The 14,789-nt window shown below is 69.7% G+C and carries 15 protein-coding genes; 1 reads left to right on the top strand and 14 read right to left on the bottom strand.

The window, feature by feature from the left end; translation table 11 throughout:
- The first annotated feature begins 18 nt into the window (after positions 1 to 18).
- Positions 19 to 1,839, top strand: a complete 1,821-nt coding sequence (locus ACZ8ZB_RS23390) for a glycosyl hydrolase family 18 protein (protein ID WP_470739606.1) — start codon at positions 19 to 21, stop codon at positions 1,837 to 1,839.
- Between the two features lie 64 nt (positions 1,840 to 1,903).
- Here ACZ8ZB_RS23390 and ACZ8ZB_RS23385 read toward each other — a convergent pair whose 3' ends face one another.
- The 14 genes from ACZ8ZB_RS23385 to ACZ8ZB_RS23320 all read right to left on the bottom strand — a co-directional run bounded on the left by ACZ8ZB_RS23385 (position 1,904) and on the right by ACZ8ZB_RS23320 (position 14,747).
- Entirely contained in the window at positions 1,904 to 2,350 is a 447-nt protein-coding gene (locus ACZ8ZB_RS23385) for a DUF2550 domain-containing protein (protein WP_371235942.1), read from the bottom strand.
- A gap of 128 nt (positions 2,351 to 2,478) precedes the next feature.
- Complete coding sequence (locus ACZ8ZB_RS23380) at positions 2,479 to 2,856, bottom strand: F0F1 ATP synthase subunit epsilon (protein ID WP_470739605.1); 378 nt, start codon at positions 2,854 to 2,856, stop codon at positions 2,479 to 2,481.
- Positions 2,857 to 2,987: 131 nt separating this feature from the next.
- Entirely contained in the window at positions 2,988 to 4,424 is a 1,437-nt protein-coding gene (gene atpD, locus ACZ8ZB_RS23375; protein ID WP_190097019.1) for a F0F1 ATP synthase subunit beta, read from the bottom strand.
- Positions 4,424 to 5,341, bottom strand: a complete 918-nt coding sequence (locus tag ACZ8ZB_RS23370) for a F0F1 ATP synthase subunit gamma (RefSeq protein WP_470739604.1) — start codon at positions 5,339 to 5,341, stop codon at positions 4,424 to 4,426. Before ACZ8ZB_RS23370 ends, atpD begins: the two co-directional genes overlap by 1 nt.
- Before the next feature lie 21 nt (positions 5,342 to 5,362).
- The gene (gene atpA, locus ACZ8ZB_RS23365; protein WP_398924124.1) at positions 5,363 to 6,952 is read right to left on the bottom strand and encodes a F0F1 ATP synthase subunit alpha; all 1,590 of its coding nucleotides are present in this window, start codon (positions 6,950 to 6,952) and stop codon (positions 5,363 to 5,365) included.
- A 126-nt stretch (positions 6,953 to 7,078) separates the two neighbouring features.
- A complete protein-coding gene (locus ACZ8ZB_RS23360; protein WP_470739603.1) occupies positions 7,079 to 7,894 on the bottom strand; it encodes a F0F1 ATP synthase subunit delta in 816 nt (271 codons plus the stop codon).
- On the bottom strand, positions 7,891 to 8,436 hold the full coding sequence (locus ACZ8ZB_RS23355; RefSeq protein ID WP_371235936.1) for a F0F1 ATP synthase subunit B: 546 nt from the start codon (positions 8,434 to 8,436) through the stop codon (positions 7,891 to 7,893). The genes ACZ8ZB_RS23360 and ACZ8ZB_RS23355 overlap by 4 nt, the downstream gene beginning before the upstream one ends.
- A gap of 44 nt (positions 8,437 to 8,480) precedes the next feature.
- Positions 8,481 to 8,711: an ATP synthase F0 subunit C gene (gene atpE / locus ACZ8ZB_RS23350; protein ID WP_191886765.1), complete on the bottom strand. Its 231-nt coding sequence runs from the start codon at positions 8,709 to 8,711 to the stop codon at positions 8,481 to 8,483.
- A 72-nt stretch (positions 8,712 to 8,783) separates the two neighbouring features.
- Entirely contained in the window at positions 8,784 to 9,605 is an 822-nt protein-coding gene (gene atpB / locus ACZ8ZB_RS23345) for a F0F1 ATP synthase subunit A (RefSeq protein ID WP_470739602.1), read from the bottom strand.
- Between the two features lie 225 nt (positions 9,606 to 9,830).
- Positions 9,831 to 10,268, bottom strand: coding sequence for a hypothetical protein (locus tag ACZ8ZB_RS23340; RefSeq protein ID WP_470739601.1), 438 nt, complete (start codon positions 10,266 to 10,268; stop codon positions 9,831 to 9,833).
- 311 nt (positions 10,269 to 10,579) lie between these two features.
- Positions 10,580 to 11,899 (bottom strand): MraY family glycosyltransferase, encoded by a 1,320-nt coding sequence (locus ACZ8ZB_RS23335; protein WP_470739600.1) that lies wholly within the window; start codon positions 11,897 to 11,899, stop codon positions 10,580 to 10,582.
- 138 nt (positions 11,900 to 12,037) lie between these two features.
- Entirely contained in the window at positions 12,038 to 13,276 is a 1,239-nt protein-coding gene (locus ACZ8ZB_RS23330; RefSeq protein WP_470739599.1) for a serine hydroxymethyltransferase, read from the bottom strand.
- A gap of 149 nt (positions 13,277 to 13,425) precedes the next feature.
- Entirely contained in the window at positions 13,426 to 14,103 is a 678-nt protein-coding gene (locus tag ACZ8ZB_RS23325) for an arsenate reductase/protein-tyrosine-phosphatase family protein (protein ID WP_470739598.1), read from the bottom strand.
- On the bottom strand, positions 14,100 to 14,747 hold the full coding sequence (locus tag ACZ8ZB_RS23320; RefSeq protein WP_470739597.1) for an L-threonylcarbamoyladenylate synthase: 648 nt from the start codon (positions 14,745 to 14,747) through the stop codon (positions 14,100 to 14,102). The genes ACZ8ZB_RS23325 and ACZ8ZB_RS23320 overlap by 4 nt, the downstream gene beginning before the upstream one ends.
- Positions 14,748 to 14,789: the final 42 nt, after the last annotated feature.

Raw genomic sequence — 14,789 nt, 5'->3', positions numbered from 1 at the left:
CCCATAAGGAGGCGCAGCATGCGCTTCAGACACAGAGCCGCCGCGGGGTTCGCGACCCTGCTGCTTCCCGTCGCCGGCCTCGTCGGCCTCGCGAGCCCCGCCCAGGCCGCCGCCTCGGCGACCGCCACCTACGCCAAGACCCAGGACTGGGGTTCCGGCTTCGAGGGGAAGTGGACGGTGAAGAACACCGGCACCACCACCCTCAGCTCCTGGACCGTCGAGTGGGACTTCCCCTCCGACACCAAGGTCACCTCCGCCTGGGACGCCACCGTCACCAACTCCGGTGACCACTGGACCGCCAAGAACGTCGGCTGGAACGGCACCCTCGCCCCCGGGGCGTCGGTCAGCTTCGGCTTCAACGGCAGCGGCTCCGGCGCCCCGGCCGGCTGCAAGCTCAACGGCGGCAGCTGCGACGGCGCCTCCGTCCCCGGCGACGCGGCCCCGTCCGCGCCCGGCACCCCCACCGCCTCGGACATCACCGACACCTCGGTGAAGCTGTCCTGGTCGGCGGCGACCGACGACAAGGGCGTCAAGAACTACGACGTGCTGCGCGACGGCGCCAAGGTCGCCACCGTGACCGGCACCTCCCACACGGACACCGGCCTCAGCAAGGGCACCGACTACTCCTACACCGTGCGGGCCCGTGACACCGGCGACCAGACCGGCCCGGCCAGCGGCGCGGTGAAGGTCCGCACCACCGGCCAGACCGAGGAGCCGCCCACCGGCGACGAGGTCAAGCTCGGCTACTTCACCGAGTGGGGCGTCTACGGCCGCAACTACCACGTCAAGAACCTGGTGACGTCCGGCTCCGCCGCCAAGATCACCCACATCAACTACGCGTTCGGCAACGTCAAGAACGGTCGGTGCACCGTCGACGACACCTACGCCGCCTACGACAGGGCCTACACCGCCGACCAGTCCGTCAGCGGCGCCGCCGACACCTGGGACCAGCCGCTGCGCGGCAACTTCAACCAGCTGCGCCAGCTGAAGGCGAAGTACCCGCACATCAAGGTGCTGTACTCCTTCGGCGGCTGGACCTACTCCGGCGGCTTCGGCCAGGCCGCGCAGAACCCGGCCGCGTTCGCCGAGTCCTGCAGGCAGGTCGTGGAGGACCCGCGCTGGGCCGACGTCTTCGACGGCATCGACATCGACTGGGAGTACCCGAACGCCTGCGGCCTCACCTGTGACAGCAGCGGCCCGGCGGCGTTCAAGAACCTCTCGCAGGCCCTGCGCGCCGAGTTCGGCAAGGACTACCTGGTCACCGCCGCCATCACCGCCGACGGCTCGAACGGCGGCAAGATCGACGCGGCCGACTACGGCGGCGCCGCGCAGTACCTCGACTGGTACAACGTGATGACGTACGACTACTTCGGCGCCTTCAACGCGCAGGGTCCGACGGCCCCGCACTCGCCGCTCACCTCGTACGACGGCATCCCGCAGGCCGGCTTCAACTCGGCCGACGCGATCGCCAAGCTGAAGTCGAAGGGCGTCCCGTCCGCCAAGCTGCTGCTCGGCATCGGCTTCTACGGCCGCGGCTGGACCGGCGTCACCCAGTCCGCCCCCGGCGGCTCGGCGACCGGCGCGGCCCCGGGCACCTACGAGGCGGGCATCGAGGACTACAAGATCCTGAAGAACAGCTGTCCGGCCACCGGCACCATCGCCGGCACGGCGTACGCCCACTGCGGCACCAACTGGTGGTCCTACGACACCCCGGCCACCATCGGCACGAAGATGTCCTGGGCCAAGGACCAGGGCCTGGGCGGCGCCTTCTTCTGGGAGTTCAGCGGCGACACCACCAACGGCGAACTGGTGACGGCCATCGACAACGGCCTGAAGTAACCCTCGAGCAGCACCACGCGACTTCACCCTCCCCCGGACCTCGTCCGGGGGAGGGTGAACGCGGTTACGCGACGTTCACCCTCTGTCCGGGCGGGGCCGCCTCGAGCCACGCGAGGAAACCGGTCAGCGCGTCCTCGCTCATCGCCAGCTCCAGACGCGTGCCCCGGTGCAGACAGGCGAGGACCACCGAGTCCGACAGCAGTGCCAGCTCCTCCTCGCCCTCGGGCAGGCGGCGGCCGGCCACCTCGATCGCGGAACGCTCCAGAACGCGGCGCGGCCGGGGGGCGTAGGAGAACACCCGGAACCACTCGACCCGGTCACCGTTGTAACGTGCCACCCCGTACGCCCAGCCCTTGCCGCCGGAGTCGCCCGACTCGGGCGCGTCCCAGCGCAGGCTGCAGTCGAACGTTCCGCCGGAACGCTGGATGAGGCGTCGGCGCAGGCCGAAGACGAAGAGCCCCACCAGCACGAGGGCCACCACGATTCCGCACACAGTCAGAGCGAGGACCATCGGCACCGACCTCCTCGTCTCCTAGGTAACGGAACGGAAAAATCATCCAGATCTGCCTCAGCCGCGGCCGGCACCGGATCGCTCCGGTGCCGGCCGCGGCTGAGTGACGTCATCCCACCGCGCCGGTGTCAGCGCCCTGCCGACGCCGCCCGCAGACGGACGTCCGCGCGGCGCTGGGCCTCGGCGTCGTCCTCCGCCTTCGCGTGGGCGAGCTCCCGCTCCACGCTCTGGACGTCGATCTCGTCCGCCAGCTCGGCGACCTCGGCCAGCAGCGACAGCTTGTCGTCCGCGAACGAGACGAAACCGCCGTGCACCGCGGCGACGACCGTCCCGCCCTCACGCGTGCGAATGGTCACCGGGCCCGACTCCAGCACACCGAGCAGCGGCTGGTGACCGGGCATGACGCCGATGTCGCCGGACGTGGTGCGCGCGACGACCAGGGTGGCCTCGCCGGACCAGACCTCTCGGTCGGCCGCGACCAGCGCGACGTGCAGCTCAGCAGCCAAGGTGGCTCCTCGGGTCACCACCCGGCGGTTGTGCCGGGTGTTGGTTACAAGTCTAAGGGGCGTGACCGAGGGGGCGGGACGTACCCGCCCCCTCGGGTGTGAACCTCAGGGGTTCACGGTGAGCCTGATGCTCAGGAGACGCCCAGCTCCTTCGCGTTCTTCTTCAGGTCCTCGATGCCACCGCACATGAAGAACGCCTGCTCCGGGAAGTGGTCGTACTCACCGTCGCAGATCGCGTTGAACGCGGCGATCGACTCGTCCAGCGGCACGTCCGAACCGTCCACGCCGGTGAACTGCTTGGCGACGTGGGTGTTCTGGGACAGGAAGCGCTCCACGCGACGGGCGCGGTGGACGACGAGCTTGTCCTCCTCGCCGAGCTCGTCGATACCGAGGATCGCGATGATGTCCTGCAGGTCCTTGTACTTCTGCAGGATGTTCTTCACGCGCATGGCCGCGTTGTAGTGGTCCTGCGCGATGTAGCGCGGGTCCAGGATCCGGGACGTCGAGTCCAGCGGGTCCACGGCCGGGTAGATGCCCTTCTCCGAGATCGGACGGGAGAGCACCGTCGTCGCGTCGAGGTGGGCGAAGGTGGTGGCCGGGGCCGGGTCGGTCAGGTCGTCCGCGGGGACGTAGATCGCCTGCATCGAGGTGATCGAGTGACCACGGGTCGAGGTGATGCGCTCCTGGAGGAGACCCATCTCGTCGGCCAGGTTCGGCTGGTAGCCCACCGCGGAGGGCATACGGCCGAGCAGGGTCGACACCTCGGAACCGGCCTGGGTGAAGCGGAAGATGTTGTCGATGAAGAACAGCACGTCCTGCTTCTGCACATCGCGGAAGTACTCCGCCATGGTCAGACCGGCGAGGGCCACGCGCAGACGGGTGCCCGGGGGCTCGTCCATCTGACCGAAGACCAGGGCGGTCTTGTCGATGACGCCCGACTCGCTCATCTCGTCGATGAGGTCGTTGCCCTCACGGGTGCGCTCACCGACGCCGGCGAACACCGACACACCGTCGTGGTTGTTGGCGACGCGGTAGATCATCTCCTGGATGAGCACCGTCTTGCCGACGCCGGCACCGCCGAACAGACCGATCTTTCCACCCTTGACGTACGGGGTGAGGAGGTCGATGACCTTGACGCCGGTCTCGAACATCTCGGTCTTCGACTCGAGCTCGTCGAAGTTGGGCGCCTTGCGGTGGATCGGCCAGCGCTCACCCGTGTACTGCTCGTCGACGTTCAGCACCTCACCGAGGGTGTTGAACACCTTGCCCGTGGTGAAGTCGCCGACCGGCACCGAGATGGAGGAGCCCGTGTCGGTCACCGGGGCCTGGCGGACCAGACCGTCGGTGGGCTGCATGGAGATGGTGCGGACCAGGCCGTCACCCAGGTGCTGCGCGACCTCGAGGGTCAGCGTCTTGAGCTCGCCCTCCTTGGCCGGGTCGGCGACCTGGACGTGCAGCGCGTTGTAGATCTCCGGCATGGCGTCGACGGGGAACTCCACGTCGACGACCGGGCCGATGACCCGGGCGACGCGGCCCGTGGCCGTCGCGGTCTCAACAGTGGTGGTCATTAGCTGTCACTCCCCGCGTTCGCGTCGGCCAGGGCACTGGCGCCACCGACGATCTCGCTGATTTCCTGGGTGATTTCGGCCTGGCGGGCCGCGTTGGCAAGACGGGAGAGCGTGTTGATCAGCTCGCCCGCGTTGTCGGTGGCCGACTTCATCGCGCGCCGCGTGGCGGCGTGCTTGGAGGCGGCCGACTGGAGCAGCGCGTTGTAGATCCGGCTCTCGACGTACCGCGGCAGCAGCGCGTCGAGGACGTCCTCCGCCGAGGGCTCGAAGTCGTACAGCGGCAGGATCTCGCCCTTGGTGGTGCTCTCCTCCGCGACCTCTTCGAGGCGCAGCGGGAGCATCCGGGAGTCGACCGCCGTCTGCGTCATCATCGACACGAACTCGGTGTAGACGATGTGGAGCTCGTCCACGCCGCCGTCCGCCGTCTCCGTCTGGAGCGCCTCGATCAGCGGGGCCGCGATCTTCTTGGCGTCCGCGTACGAGGGCTCGTCGGTGAAGCCCGTGAACGACTCCGCGATCTTGCGCTCGCGGAAGTTGTAGTGGGCGACACCGCGGCGGCCGACGATGTACGCGTCGACCTCCTTGCCCTCGCGCTCCAGGCGCTCGGTCAGCTGCTCCGCCGCCTTGATGGCGTTGGAGTTGAAGGCGCCGGCCAGACCGCGGTCGCTCGTGAGGAGCAGGACCGCGGCACGGGTCGGGTTCTCCGCCTCCGTGGTGAGCGGATGCTTGGTGTCCGACCCGGTTCCGACCGCCGTGACCGCGCGGGTGAGCTCCCGCGCGTACGGCGTGGAGGCCGCCACCTTGCGCTGCGCCTTGACGACGCGCGAGGCGGCGATCATCTCCATCGCCTTGGTGATCTTCTTGGTCGCGGTGACGGATCGGATGCGACGCTTGTAGACCCGGAGCTGGGCTCCCATGAGTCAGGTCCCTTCCTTACGTCACTTGGCGGCGGACGGGGCGTCCTCGCCGAGCAGCTTGCCGTCGCTCGTCTCGAACTGCTTCTTGAAGGCCGCGATCGCCTCGGCCACGGCCTGCAGGGTGTCGTCGGACATCTTGCCGCCCTCGCGGATGGAGGTCATGAGGCCCTGCTCGCTGCGGTGCAGGTACTCGAGCAGCTCCTTCTCGAAGCGGCGGATGTCGGCGACCGGCACGTCGTCCATCTTGCCGGTGGTGCCGGCCCAGACGGAGACGACCTGGTCCTCGGTGGACATCGGCTGGTACTGGTCCTGCTTCAGCAGCTCGACCATGCGCTGACCGCGCTCCAGCTGCGCCTTGGACGCGGCGTCCAGGTCGGAACCGAAGGCGGCGAACGCCTCCAGCTCACGGAACTGGGCGAGGTCCACGCGCAGACGGCCGGAGACCTGCTTCATCGCCTTGTGCTGCGCGGAACCACCGACTCGGGAGACGGAGATACCGACGTTCAGCGCGGGGCGCTGACCGGCGTTGAACAGGTCCGACTCCAGGAAGCACTGGCCGTCGGTGATGGAGATGACGTTGGTCGGGATGAACGCCGAGACGTCGTTGGCCTTGGTCTCGACGATCGGCAGACCGGTCATCGAGCCCGCGCCCATGTCGTCGGAGAGCTTGGCGCAGCGCTCCAGCAGGCGGGAGTGCAGGTAGAAGACGTCACCCGGGTAGGCCTCACGGCCCGGCGGGCGGCGCAGCAGCAGGGAGACGGCGCGGTAGGCGTCGGCCTGCTTCGACAGGTCGTCGAAGATGATCAGGACGTGCTTGCCCTCGTACATCCACTGCTGACCGATGGCCGAACCGGTGTACGGCGCCAGGTACTTGAAGCCGGCCGGGTCGGACGCCGGGGCGGCGACGATGGTCGTGTACTCCAGCGCGCCGTTCTCCTCCAGCGCGCGGCGGACCGACGCGATGGTGGAGCCCTTCTGGCCGATGGCGACGTAGATGCAGCGGACCTGCTTCTTCGGGTCGCCGGAGCGCCAGTTGTCGCGCTGGTTGATGATCGTGTCGACGGCCAGGGCGGTCTTGCCGGTCTGGCGGTCGCCGATGATCAGCTGGCGCTGACCACGGCCGATCGGGGTCATGGCGTCGACGGCCTTGTAGCCCGTCTCCATCGGCTCGTGCACCGACTTGCGCTGCATGACCGTGGGGGCCTGCAGCTCGAGGGCGCGGCGGCCCTCGGTCTCGATCTCGCCGAGGCCGTCGATCGGGTTGCCGAGCGGGTCGACCACACGGCCGAGGTAGCCCTCGCCGACCGCGACGGACAGGACCTCGCCGGTGCGGGTGACCGGCTGGCCCTCCTCGATGCCGCTGAACTCACCGAGGACGATGGCACCGATCTCGCGCTCCTCGAGGTTGAGGGCGAGACCGAGGGTGCCGTCCTCGAACTTCAGCAGCTCGTTGGCCATGGCCGAGGGCAGGCCCTCGACCTTCGCGATGCCGTCGCCGGCAAGGGTGACCGTACCGACCTCCTCGCGCGAGGCCGCGTCCGGCTTGTACGACTGGACGAAGTTCTCCAGTGCGTCCCGGATCTCCTCCGGCCGGATCGTGAGCTCCGCCATCTGAGTTCCCTGCTCTCCTTGTTGGGCCCGAAGTTTCACTTTGGGGGGATGGGGACTCCCCCCTGAAAGAGGTGAATCCTCTGCACGGCCCAACGCGGGCCGTCGTCAATACGTATGAAGTTGCTGCTAGCCCGCCATGCGACGGGCGACGTCCTCGAGCCGGTCCGCGAGCGAGCCGTTGATGATCTCGTCGCCGACCCGCACCCGGATCCCGCCGAGGACCTCGGGGTCCACGTCGAGGTTGAGGTGCATCTGGCGGCCGTAGAGCTTGGCCAGCGCGGCGCCGAGACGACGCTTCTGGGTGTCGCTCAGCGGAACCGCCGAGGTGACGACGGCGACCGTCCGGTCGCGACGCTCGGCGGCGAGCTTGGACAGGGACTCGAGTCCCGTCTCCAGACTACGTCCCCGCGGCGCGGTGACGAGGCGCGTCACCAGACGCTCGGTGGTGGCCTGGGCACGGCCGCCGAGCAGCTGACGCAGCAGCTCGCCCTTGGCCGTCCCGCTCGCGGCACGGCTGGTCAGCGCGGCCCGCAGTTCCGTGTCGGACGACACGATCCGGCCGAACCGGAACAGCTCGTCCTCGACGTCGTCGAGGGCGCCGGCCCGCTGGGCCGCCGTGAGGTCGGCCGTGGCGGCCAGTTCCTCCAACGCGTCCACCAGGTCGCGCGACTGCGACCAGCGGGAGCGCACCGTCCCGGCCACCAGGTCGGCGGTCGGGCCGCCGACCTGACCGCCGAAGATGCGCCCGGCCAGTTCGGCCTTGGCGTCGGCGGCCTGCGCCGGGTCGGTGAGGACCCGGCGCAAGCTGACCTCGCGGTCGAGCAGCGCGGTGACGGCGGCCAGCTCGTCGGCGAGCTGCGCCGCGTCCACGGACGTGGAGTCCGTCAGCGCGTCGAGACGCTCCCGTGCGGCTGCCAGGGCCTCGCGGCTCGCTCCGTTCATCGCGCGGCCTCGGCCTTCTCCTCGAGCTCGTCGAGGAAGCGGTCGATCACGCGGCTCTGCCGGGCGTGGTCCTCGAGGGACTCGCCGACGAGCTTGCCGGCCAGGTCGGTGGCGAGCTTGCCGACGTCCTGGCGCAGCGCGGACGCGGCGGCCTTGCGGTCCGCCTCGACCTGGGTGTGACCGGCGGCGATGATCTCCTCACGCTGCCGCTGGCCTTCCGCGCGCATCTCGGCGATGAGCGCGGCGCCCTGCTCCTGCGCCTCCTGGCGCAGGCGCGCGGCCTCGTGGCGGGCCTCGGCGAGCTGAGCCTTGTACTGCTCCAGCACGCTCTGGGCCTCGGTCTGAGCCGCCTCGGCCTTCTCGATCCCGCCCTCGATCGCCTCGCGGCGCTGCTCCAGAACCTTGTTGATGTTCGGGAGGAGCTTCTTGGCGAGGAAGCCGAAGACGATGACGAAGGCGAGCAGGCCGATGACGAGCTCGGGAATCGGCGGGACGAGGGGGTTCTGGGCCTCCTCGGCCGCGATATGAAGCAGTGGGCTCATATCAGAGTGCCTTTCGTCTAGTGACCCGGTCGTGGATCAGGTGATTACCGGCCGTAGACGAACGGCATGACCAGGCCGATCAGGGCGAGCGCCTCACAGAAGGCGAAGCCGAGGATCTGGTTGGCGCGGATCAGGCCGGCGGCCTCGGGCTGACGGGCGATGGCTTCGGTGCCCTTACCGAAGATGATGCCGACGCCGATGCCGGGGCCGAAGGCGGCGATGCCGTAGCCGATGGAAGCGATCGAGCCGGTGACGGCGGCGAGGGTCTGGGACATGCCAGTTCTTCCTTTTCTTCACGGTTCCGGTGGGGGTGGGCCACCGGACGACTGGGGGCGGGGGCGGGACGCTCAGTGGTGCTCGGCGAGCGCGCCCTGGATGTAGGTCACGGTCAGCAGGACGAAGACGTACGCCTGCAGGGCCTGGATGAAGAGCTCGAAGGCGGTCATCACGAGGACCATGAGGAACGAGACGCCGGCGTAGGCGATCCCGATGCCGTTCAGCAGGTACCAGCTGGCGATGGTGAACAGCACCAGCAGGATGTGGCCCGCGAACATGTTCGCGAAGAGTCGCACGGCGTGGGTGAAGGGCCGCACGAGCAGGTTGGAGAAGGCCTCGATCAGCATGACGACCGGCAGGGCGGCGCCGAGCGACTTGTCGTAACCGGTGAAGTTCTTCAGGGCGCCGACGAAGCCGTGCTTCTTGAAGGTCAGGGAGACCCACACCACGTACACGAGCAGTGCGAGCACCGCCGGGTAGGCGATGATCGACGTCACCGGGAACTGCGCGAGCGGGATGATCGACCAGAGGTTCATCATCCAGACGAAGAAGAACAGGGCGACGACGAACGGGACGTACTTCTCGCCCTCGCGCTTGCCCATCGTCTCGTACACGACGCCCCGGCGGACGAAGTCGTAGCCGGTCTCGGCGACCATCTGGAGCTTGCCGGGGACGACCTTGGGCCGGCGGAAGGCCGCCCAGAAGAAGCCGATGATGACGATCGAGCCGAGCAGCGCCAGCAGCATGGGCTTGTTGAAGTACAGGTTGCTGTCGCCGTCGCCCCAGAGGGGCTTGTAGAGGAACGAGTGCAGCCCGGGAGACGGAAAGCCACAACCGTCGAAGATGTGGCAGTCGGTCTCGAAGGCGAGCACCTGCGTCGGGTCAGCACTCACCGCGGGCTCCTTCGGCGTGGCGCATGGATTCGGCAACCTCGTGGTGTCGGCGCGGAACGGGGCCGCGGTTCGGCACGGGACTGGTGTTACGGATGTGGGGGCGGCTGTGGGGCGTCTCGCCTCGCGATGTGGCAGGCGTCAGCTCGGATGCCCGCGCCCGCGATGCCGCAGTTGGCACCGGACGATAGCAGGGTCTCCCATGCGCCTTTATCCCGGCCCTACGTCTCACGACGAGTGCCCCTGGTTTTCCTTCTTCTCGTCCGTCGTCGACCCGGGCTCCACGTAGAGGATCCTGGCCTTCATCTGGGCACGCGCCTGCGCGGCGACCCAGGCGAGGGTGCCGGCGAGCAACGAGAGGGCGAAGACCTTCGGATGGAACAGCGTCGTGTCCCTGAAGAGCACGATGAAGACGAACATCAGCGCAATCTGAGCCATGTACATCATCAGCGCCATCGCCTGGAACAGAGTCGGCAACGACTTGGCGGTCCACTGCAGGACGTACAGCCCCGCCCCCATGAAGAAGATCACGAGGACCACCCCGACGACCGCCCCGATCGCTCCCTTGCCCCCTTCGACGGCACCGCCGATCGCGACTGCGACCGCACCGACGACAGCGGTGGGCACGGCAGCCTGGATCAGAATCCGGACGTCGTTGGACGGCATGGCGGCAACTCCGCTTTTCAGGGGGCAGGGGGTGTCGTCATGGACGAGCGTAGTCCCCCGGGTCGAGTGCTGGACTCGCACCGACGAGGCCGTCGCACTGCGGCCCTTCGGCTCCATCCGGGGTTCTCGTGAACGGTATCACAAACTATTTGATGCAGTCTTTACCTACCGGGTGTGCCCACTGTCACACATGAGAGTGAATCTGCGCGCCTGAGCGAAAACCTGGACCCTTTGTCTGTTATTGGGGCGGTTTACACCCCCAACGGGAACCCATCGAGGCCCCACGGCTTGGCAATGCTCTAGTCGGATTCTTACCTTGGCCGTGATCGGTCGGCCAGGCGTGCGCGGGAGCCGACGGCGGTCGCGCCGTTGACACCGGAGACGCCCGCGGCGACCGGGGCACGGTGGTCGTCGGCGGACTCGGGGTCCGCCGGGGCCGACGCGTCCGGGGCGGCGGCCGGGGCCGCCCGGCGGCGGCGGTAGCGCGGCGGCACGACGGCCTCCGCCCAGCGCGGGGCGCGCGGCCTGAAGCGGGGCAGCAGGAGCAGGACCAGACCGAGCGTGGAGAGGATCACGACGCCCAGCACGATCCACATCGACGCCGAGTGCACGGAGTAGGCCAGCGCGCCGAAGCCGATCAGCGCCGACCAGAAGTACATGATCAGCACCGCCCGGCTGTGCGAGTGGCCGATCTCCAGCAGCCGGTGGTGCAGGTGCCCCCGGTCCGCCGCGAACGGCGACTGGCCCCGCCAGGTGCGCCGCACGATCGCCAGGATCAGGTCGGCGGCCGGGATCGCGATGATCGTCAGCGGCATCACCAGCGGGATGTAGACCGGCACCATCTGGTGCACCGTGCTGCGCTCGGACCCGCCGAACAGGCTGTCCGGGTCCACCTGCCCCGTGATGGAGATCGCGCCCGCCGCCAGCACCAGACCGATCAGCATCGAGCCCGAGTCGCCCATGAAGATCCGGGCGGGGTGCATGTTGTGCGGCAGGAAGCCCAGGCACATGCCCATCAGGATGGCCGCGAACAGCGTCGCGGGGGCGGCGGCCTCGATGCCGTACGAGTACCAGATGCGGTAGGCGTACATGAAGAACGCGGCCGACGCGATGCACACCATGCCGGCGGCGAGGCCGTCGAGGCCGTCCACGAAGTTGACCGCGTTGATGGTGATGACGACCAGCGCCACCGTGAGCAGGGTGCCCTGCCACTGGGTCAGCGCGACCGTGCCGACGCCCGGGACCGGCAGCCACAGGATCGTCAGACCCTGCATGACCATCACACCGGCGGCGATCATCTGGCCACCGAGCTTGATCAGCGCGTCGATCTCGAACTTGTCGTCCAGCACGCCGATCAGCCAGATCAGCGCGGCCCCGGAGAGCAGCGCCCGCGGTTCGTTGGACCTCTCGAAGAGCTGGCCGAGGTTGGTGAGGTGGTCGGCGGTCAGCAGACCCGCGCACAGGCCGAAGAACATGGCGATACCGCCGAGCCGCGGAGTGGGTTCCCGGTGCACGTCACGTGCCCGGATCTCCGGCATCGCCCCCGCCACGATCGCGAATTTCCGTACCGGCCCTGTCAGCAGGTACGTCACCGCGGCCGTGATGCAGAGCGTCAGCAGGTATTCACGCACGGGCTTCCCCACAGGTCTCGCTGGCCATCACAGCCCCACACCCTAGCGAGGCGCGCATACGGGTGAGGACTTCCGGGTAGCGACGATGGTTGCACGCGTGACCGTGCGTCCGCGCCACCTCCCCCGGAACCGGCCCGCTCAGCGGGGGTAGGGCGGGAACGCCGCGGCCAGTTCCCGTACGTCCTCCCGGGCGCGCGCGGGCTCGGTGCCGCCCCGCAGGACGCTCGCCAGCAGCCCCGCCACGAACGTCATCTCCCTCGCCCCCATGCCCTGTGTGGTCACCGCCGCCGTGCCCAGGCGCAGCCCCCGGTCGTCGTCGTGCGGAAGCGCGCAGCAGTCCAGGACGATCCCGGCCGCCGCGAGCCGGCCGCGCGCGGTGCGTCCGTCGACGCCGAGCGGCGCCGGGTCGGCGATGATCAGGTGGGTGTCCGTGCCGCCGGTGGTGACGACCAGTCCCTCGGCGGCCAGCGCGGCGGCCAGCGCCCGCGCGTTGGCGACCACCTGGTGCGCGTACGCGGCGAACGCCGGCGTCGCCGCCTCCCCGAACGCGACGGCCTTGGCCGCCACGGCGTTCATCTGGGCGCCGCCCTGGGTGAAGGGGAAGACGGCGCGGTCGACCCGCTCGGCCAGTTCGCCGCCGCACAGGATCATCCCGCCGCGCGGACCCCGCAGCACCTTGTGCGTCGTCGCGCACACGATGTCCGCGTACGGCACCGGACTGGGCGCCACTCCCCCGGCGACCAGGCCGATGGGGTGGGCGGCGTCCGCGATGAGACAGGCGCCGACCTCGTCGGCGACCTCGCGGAAGAAGGCGTAGTCGAGGTGGCGCGGATAGGCGATGGAACCGCAGACGATCGCCTTGGGACGGTGGGTGCGGGCGAGGGCGCGGACCTGGTCGCGGTCGACGAGCCCGCTCTCCGCGTCCACGCCGTAGCCGACGAAGTCGAACCAGCGGCCGGAGAAGTTGGCGGGCGAGCCGTGGGTGAGATGACCGCCGTACGGCAGGCCGAGGGCGAGCACGGTGTCGCCGGGGCGCAGCAGGACGGCGTACGCGGCGAGCACGGCGGACGAGCCGGAGTGCGCCTGCACGTTGGCGTGCTCGGCGCCGAACAGCGCCTTCGCCCGCTCCACGGCGAGGCGCTCGGCGGCGTCGACGACCTCGCAGCCGCCGTGGTGCCGGTTGCCGGGATATCCCTCGGCGTACTTGTTGGCCAGCGGTGAGCCGAGGGCGGCCAGCACGGCCGGCGACATGAAGTTCTCGGCGGCGATCAGCTGGAGCGTGTCCGACTGCCGCTCCCGCTCCGCGAGCAGCACATCGGCCAGCTCGGGATCCTGCCGCCGCACCACATCGCCCTCGAGGACGTGCCCGACCGTCATACCGCCCAATGTAGGCCGCGTCACACGAAAACGCCCCCGCTGCCGCGCCCCGCGTCGCCGGGGGGCAGCCGTTCGGCGGGACGACGGGGGAGGGCGGGCGCGGCGGAACGCGCCGGAGGCCCCGCGAGCCCGTCCCGGCGGCAGCCCGCCTACGCCCGGGCGGGCACCCCGGTCAGCGCGGTGACCACCGGGTCCAGCGCCTCGAATATCTCGTCCCCGATGGACCGGAAGAACGTCAGCGGCGCCCCGTACGGGTCGTACACCTCGTCCGCCTCGGCGGTCGGCGCCAGCAGCCACCCGCGGAGAGCCGCGGCGGCCCGCACCAGCGCCCGGGCGCGCATGACCAGCCCCTCGTCCAGGGGCGGCAGGGTCGCCGGGTCGATGGCGTCGACCAGCCGCGTGAACTCCTTGAGCGTGAACGTCCGCAGCCCCGCCGAATGCCCCATCGAGATGACCTGTGCCCGGTGGTCCCGCGTGGCCGTCAGCACCAGATCCGCCCGGATCACGTGCTCGTCCAGCAGCTCGCGCCCCGTGAACCCCGACGCGTCCGCCCCGAACTCCGCCAGCACGGTCTCCGCGTGGGCCTCCATGGGCGCGCCCTCGTGCCCCCAGGTGCCCGCGCTCTCCACGATCAGCCCGCCCCCCAGGATCCCCAGCCGCTGGCTCACGAAATGCCGGGTCAGCCGCTCGGTGATGGGCGAGCGGCACACGTTTCCGGTGCTGACGTGGAGGATGCGGAAGGTGTCGCGCGGAAATCCGAAGGTCGTCGTGATCTCCGCGCTGGATTCCCCGTTGCCTATGCCACGCCCCGACTCGGGGGCCGTCAATTCGCCACCTCGAGGTCGGGTACCACCTTGCGCAGCTCCTCCGGCGAGATCGCTCCCTCGCGCAGCAGCACCGGCACGGGGCGGGTGACGTCGACGATCGAGGAGGGCACGTTGCCGGGCGTCGGACCGCCGTCCAGGTACACGGAGACGGAGTCGCCGAGCATCTCCTGCGCGGCGTCGCAGTTCTCCGGCGCCGGGTGACCGGTGAGGTTGGCGGACGAGACGGCCATGGGACCGACCTCGGTGAGCAGCTCGATGGCGACCGGGTGCAGCGGCATCCGCACGGCGACCGTGCCCCGGGTGTCCCCGAGGTCCCACTGGAGCGACGGCTGGTGCCTGGCGACCAGCGTCAGCGCGCCCGGCCAGAACGCGTCGACCAGTTCCCAGGCCAGCTCGGAGAAGTCCGTGACCAGGCCGTGCAGGGTGTTCGGGGAGCCGATGAGGACGGGCGTGGGCATGTTGCGGCCCCGGCCCTTGGCCTCCAGCAGATCGCCGACCGCCTCCGCGGTGAACGCGTCGGCGCCGATCCCGTACACGGTGTCCGTCGGCAGCACCACGAGCTCGCCCCGGCGGACGGCGGACGCGGCTTCACGCAGACCGGTCGCGCGGTCGGTCGCGTCGTTGGTGTCGTATCGCCGAGCCATCTAGCGGGCCTCCTCGTACGGGTGCTGCTGGGGGGATGAAGT

The organism is Streptomyces sp. 12E (assembly GCF_055633275.1).
Note: the sequence above shows the minus strand (reverse complement) of the source record. Positions and strands in the feature narration are given on the sequence as shown.

Bases quoted from the DNA above. Each gene is read 5' to 3' on its own strand.
- ACZ8ZB_RS23390 (WP_470739606.1), top strand. From the start codon at position 19: ATGCGCTTCAGACACAGAGCCGCCGCGGGGTTCGCGACCCTGCTGCTT.
- ACZ8ZB_RS23385 (WP_371235942.1), bottom strand. From the start codon at position 2,350: ATGGTCCTCGCTCTGACTGTGTGCGGAATCGTGGTGGCCCTCGTGCTG.
- atpD (WP_190097019.1), bottom strand. From the start codon at position 4,424: ATGACCACCACTGTTGAGACCGCGACGGCCACGGGCCGCGTCGCCCGG.
- ACZ8ZB_RS23370 (WP_470739604.1), bottom strand. From the start codon at position 5,341: ATGGGAGCCCAGCTCCGGGTCTACAAGCGTCGCATCCGATCCGTCACC.
- atpA (WP_398924124.1), bottom strand. From the start codon at position 6,952: ATGGCGGAGCTCACGATCCGGCCGGAGGAGATCCGGGACGCACTGGAG.
- ACZ8ZB_RS23360 (WP_470739603.1), bottom strand. From the start codon at position 7,894: ATGAACGGAGCGAGCCGCGAGGCCCTGGCAGCCGCACGGGAGCGTCTC.
- ACZ8ZB_RS23355 (WP_371235936.1), bottom strand. From the start codon at position 8,436: ATGAGCCCACTGCTTCATATCGCGGCCGAGGAGGCCCAGAACCCCCTC.
- atpE (WP_191886765.1), bottom strand. From the start codon at position 8,711: ATGTCCCAGACCCTCGCCGCCGTCACCGGCTCGATCGCTTCCATCGGC.
- ACZ8ZB_RS23340 (WP_470739601.1), bottom strand. From the start codon at position 10,268: ATGCCGTCCAACGACGTCCGGATTCTGATCCAGGCTGCCGTGCCCACC.
- ACZ8ZB_RS23330 (WP_470739599.1), bottom strand. From the start codon at position 13,276: ATGACGGTCGGGCACGTCCTCGAGGGCGATGTGGTGCGGCGGCAGGAT.
- ACZ8ZB_RS23320 (WP_470739597.1), bottom strand. From the start codon at position 14,747: ATGGCTCGGCGATACGACACCAACGACGCGACCGACCGCGCGACCGGT.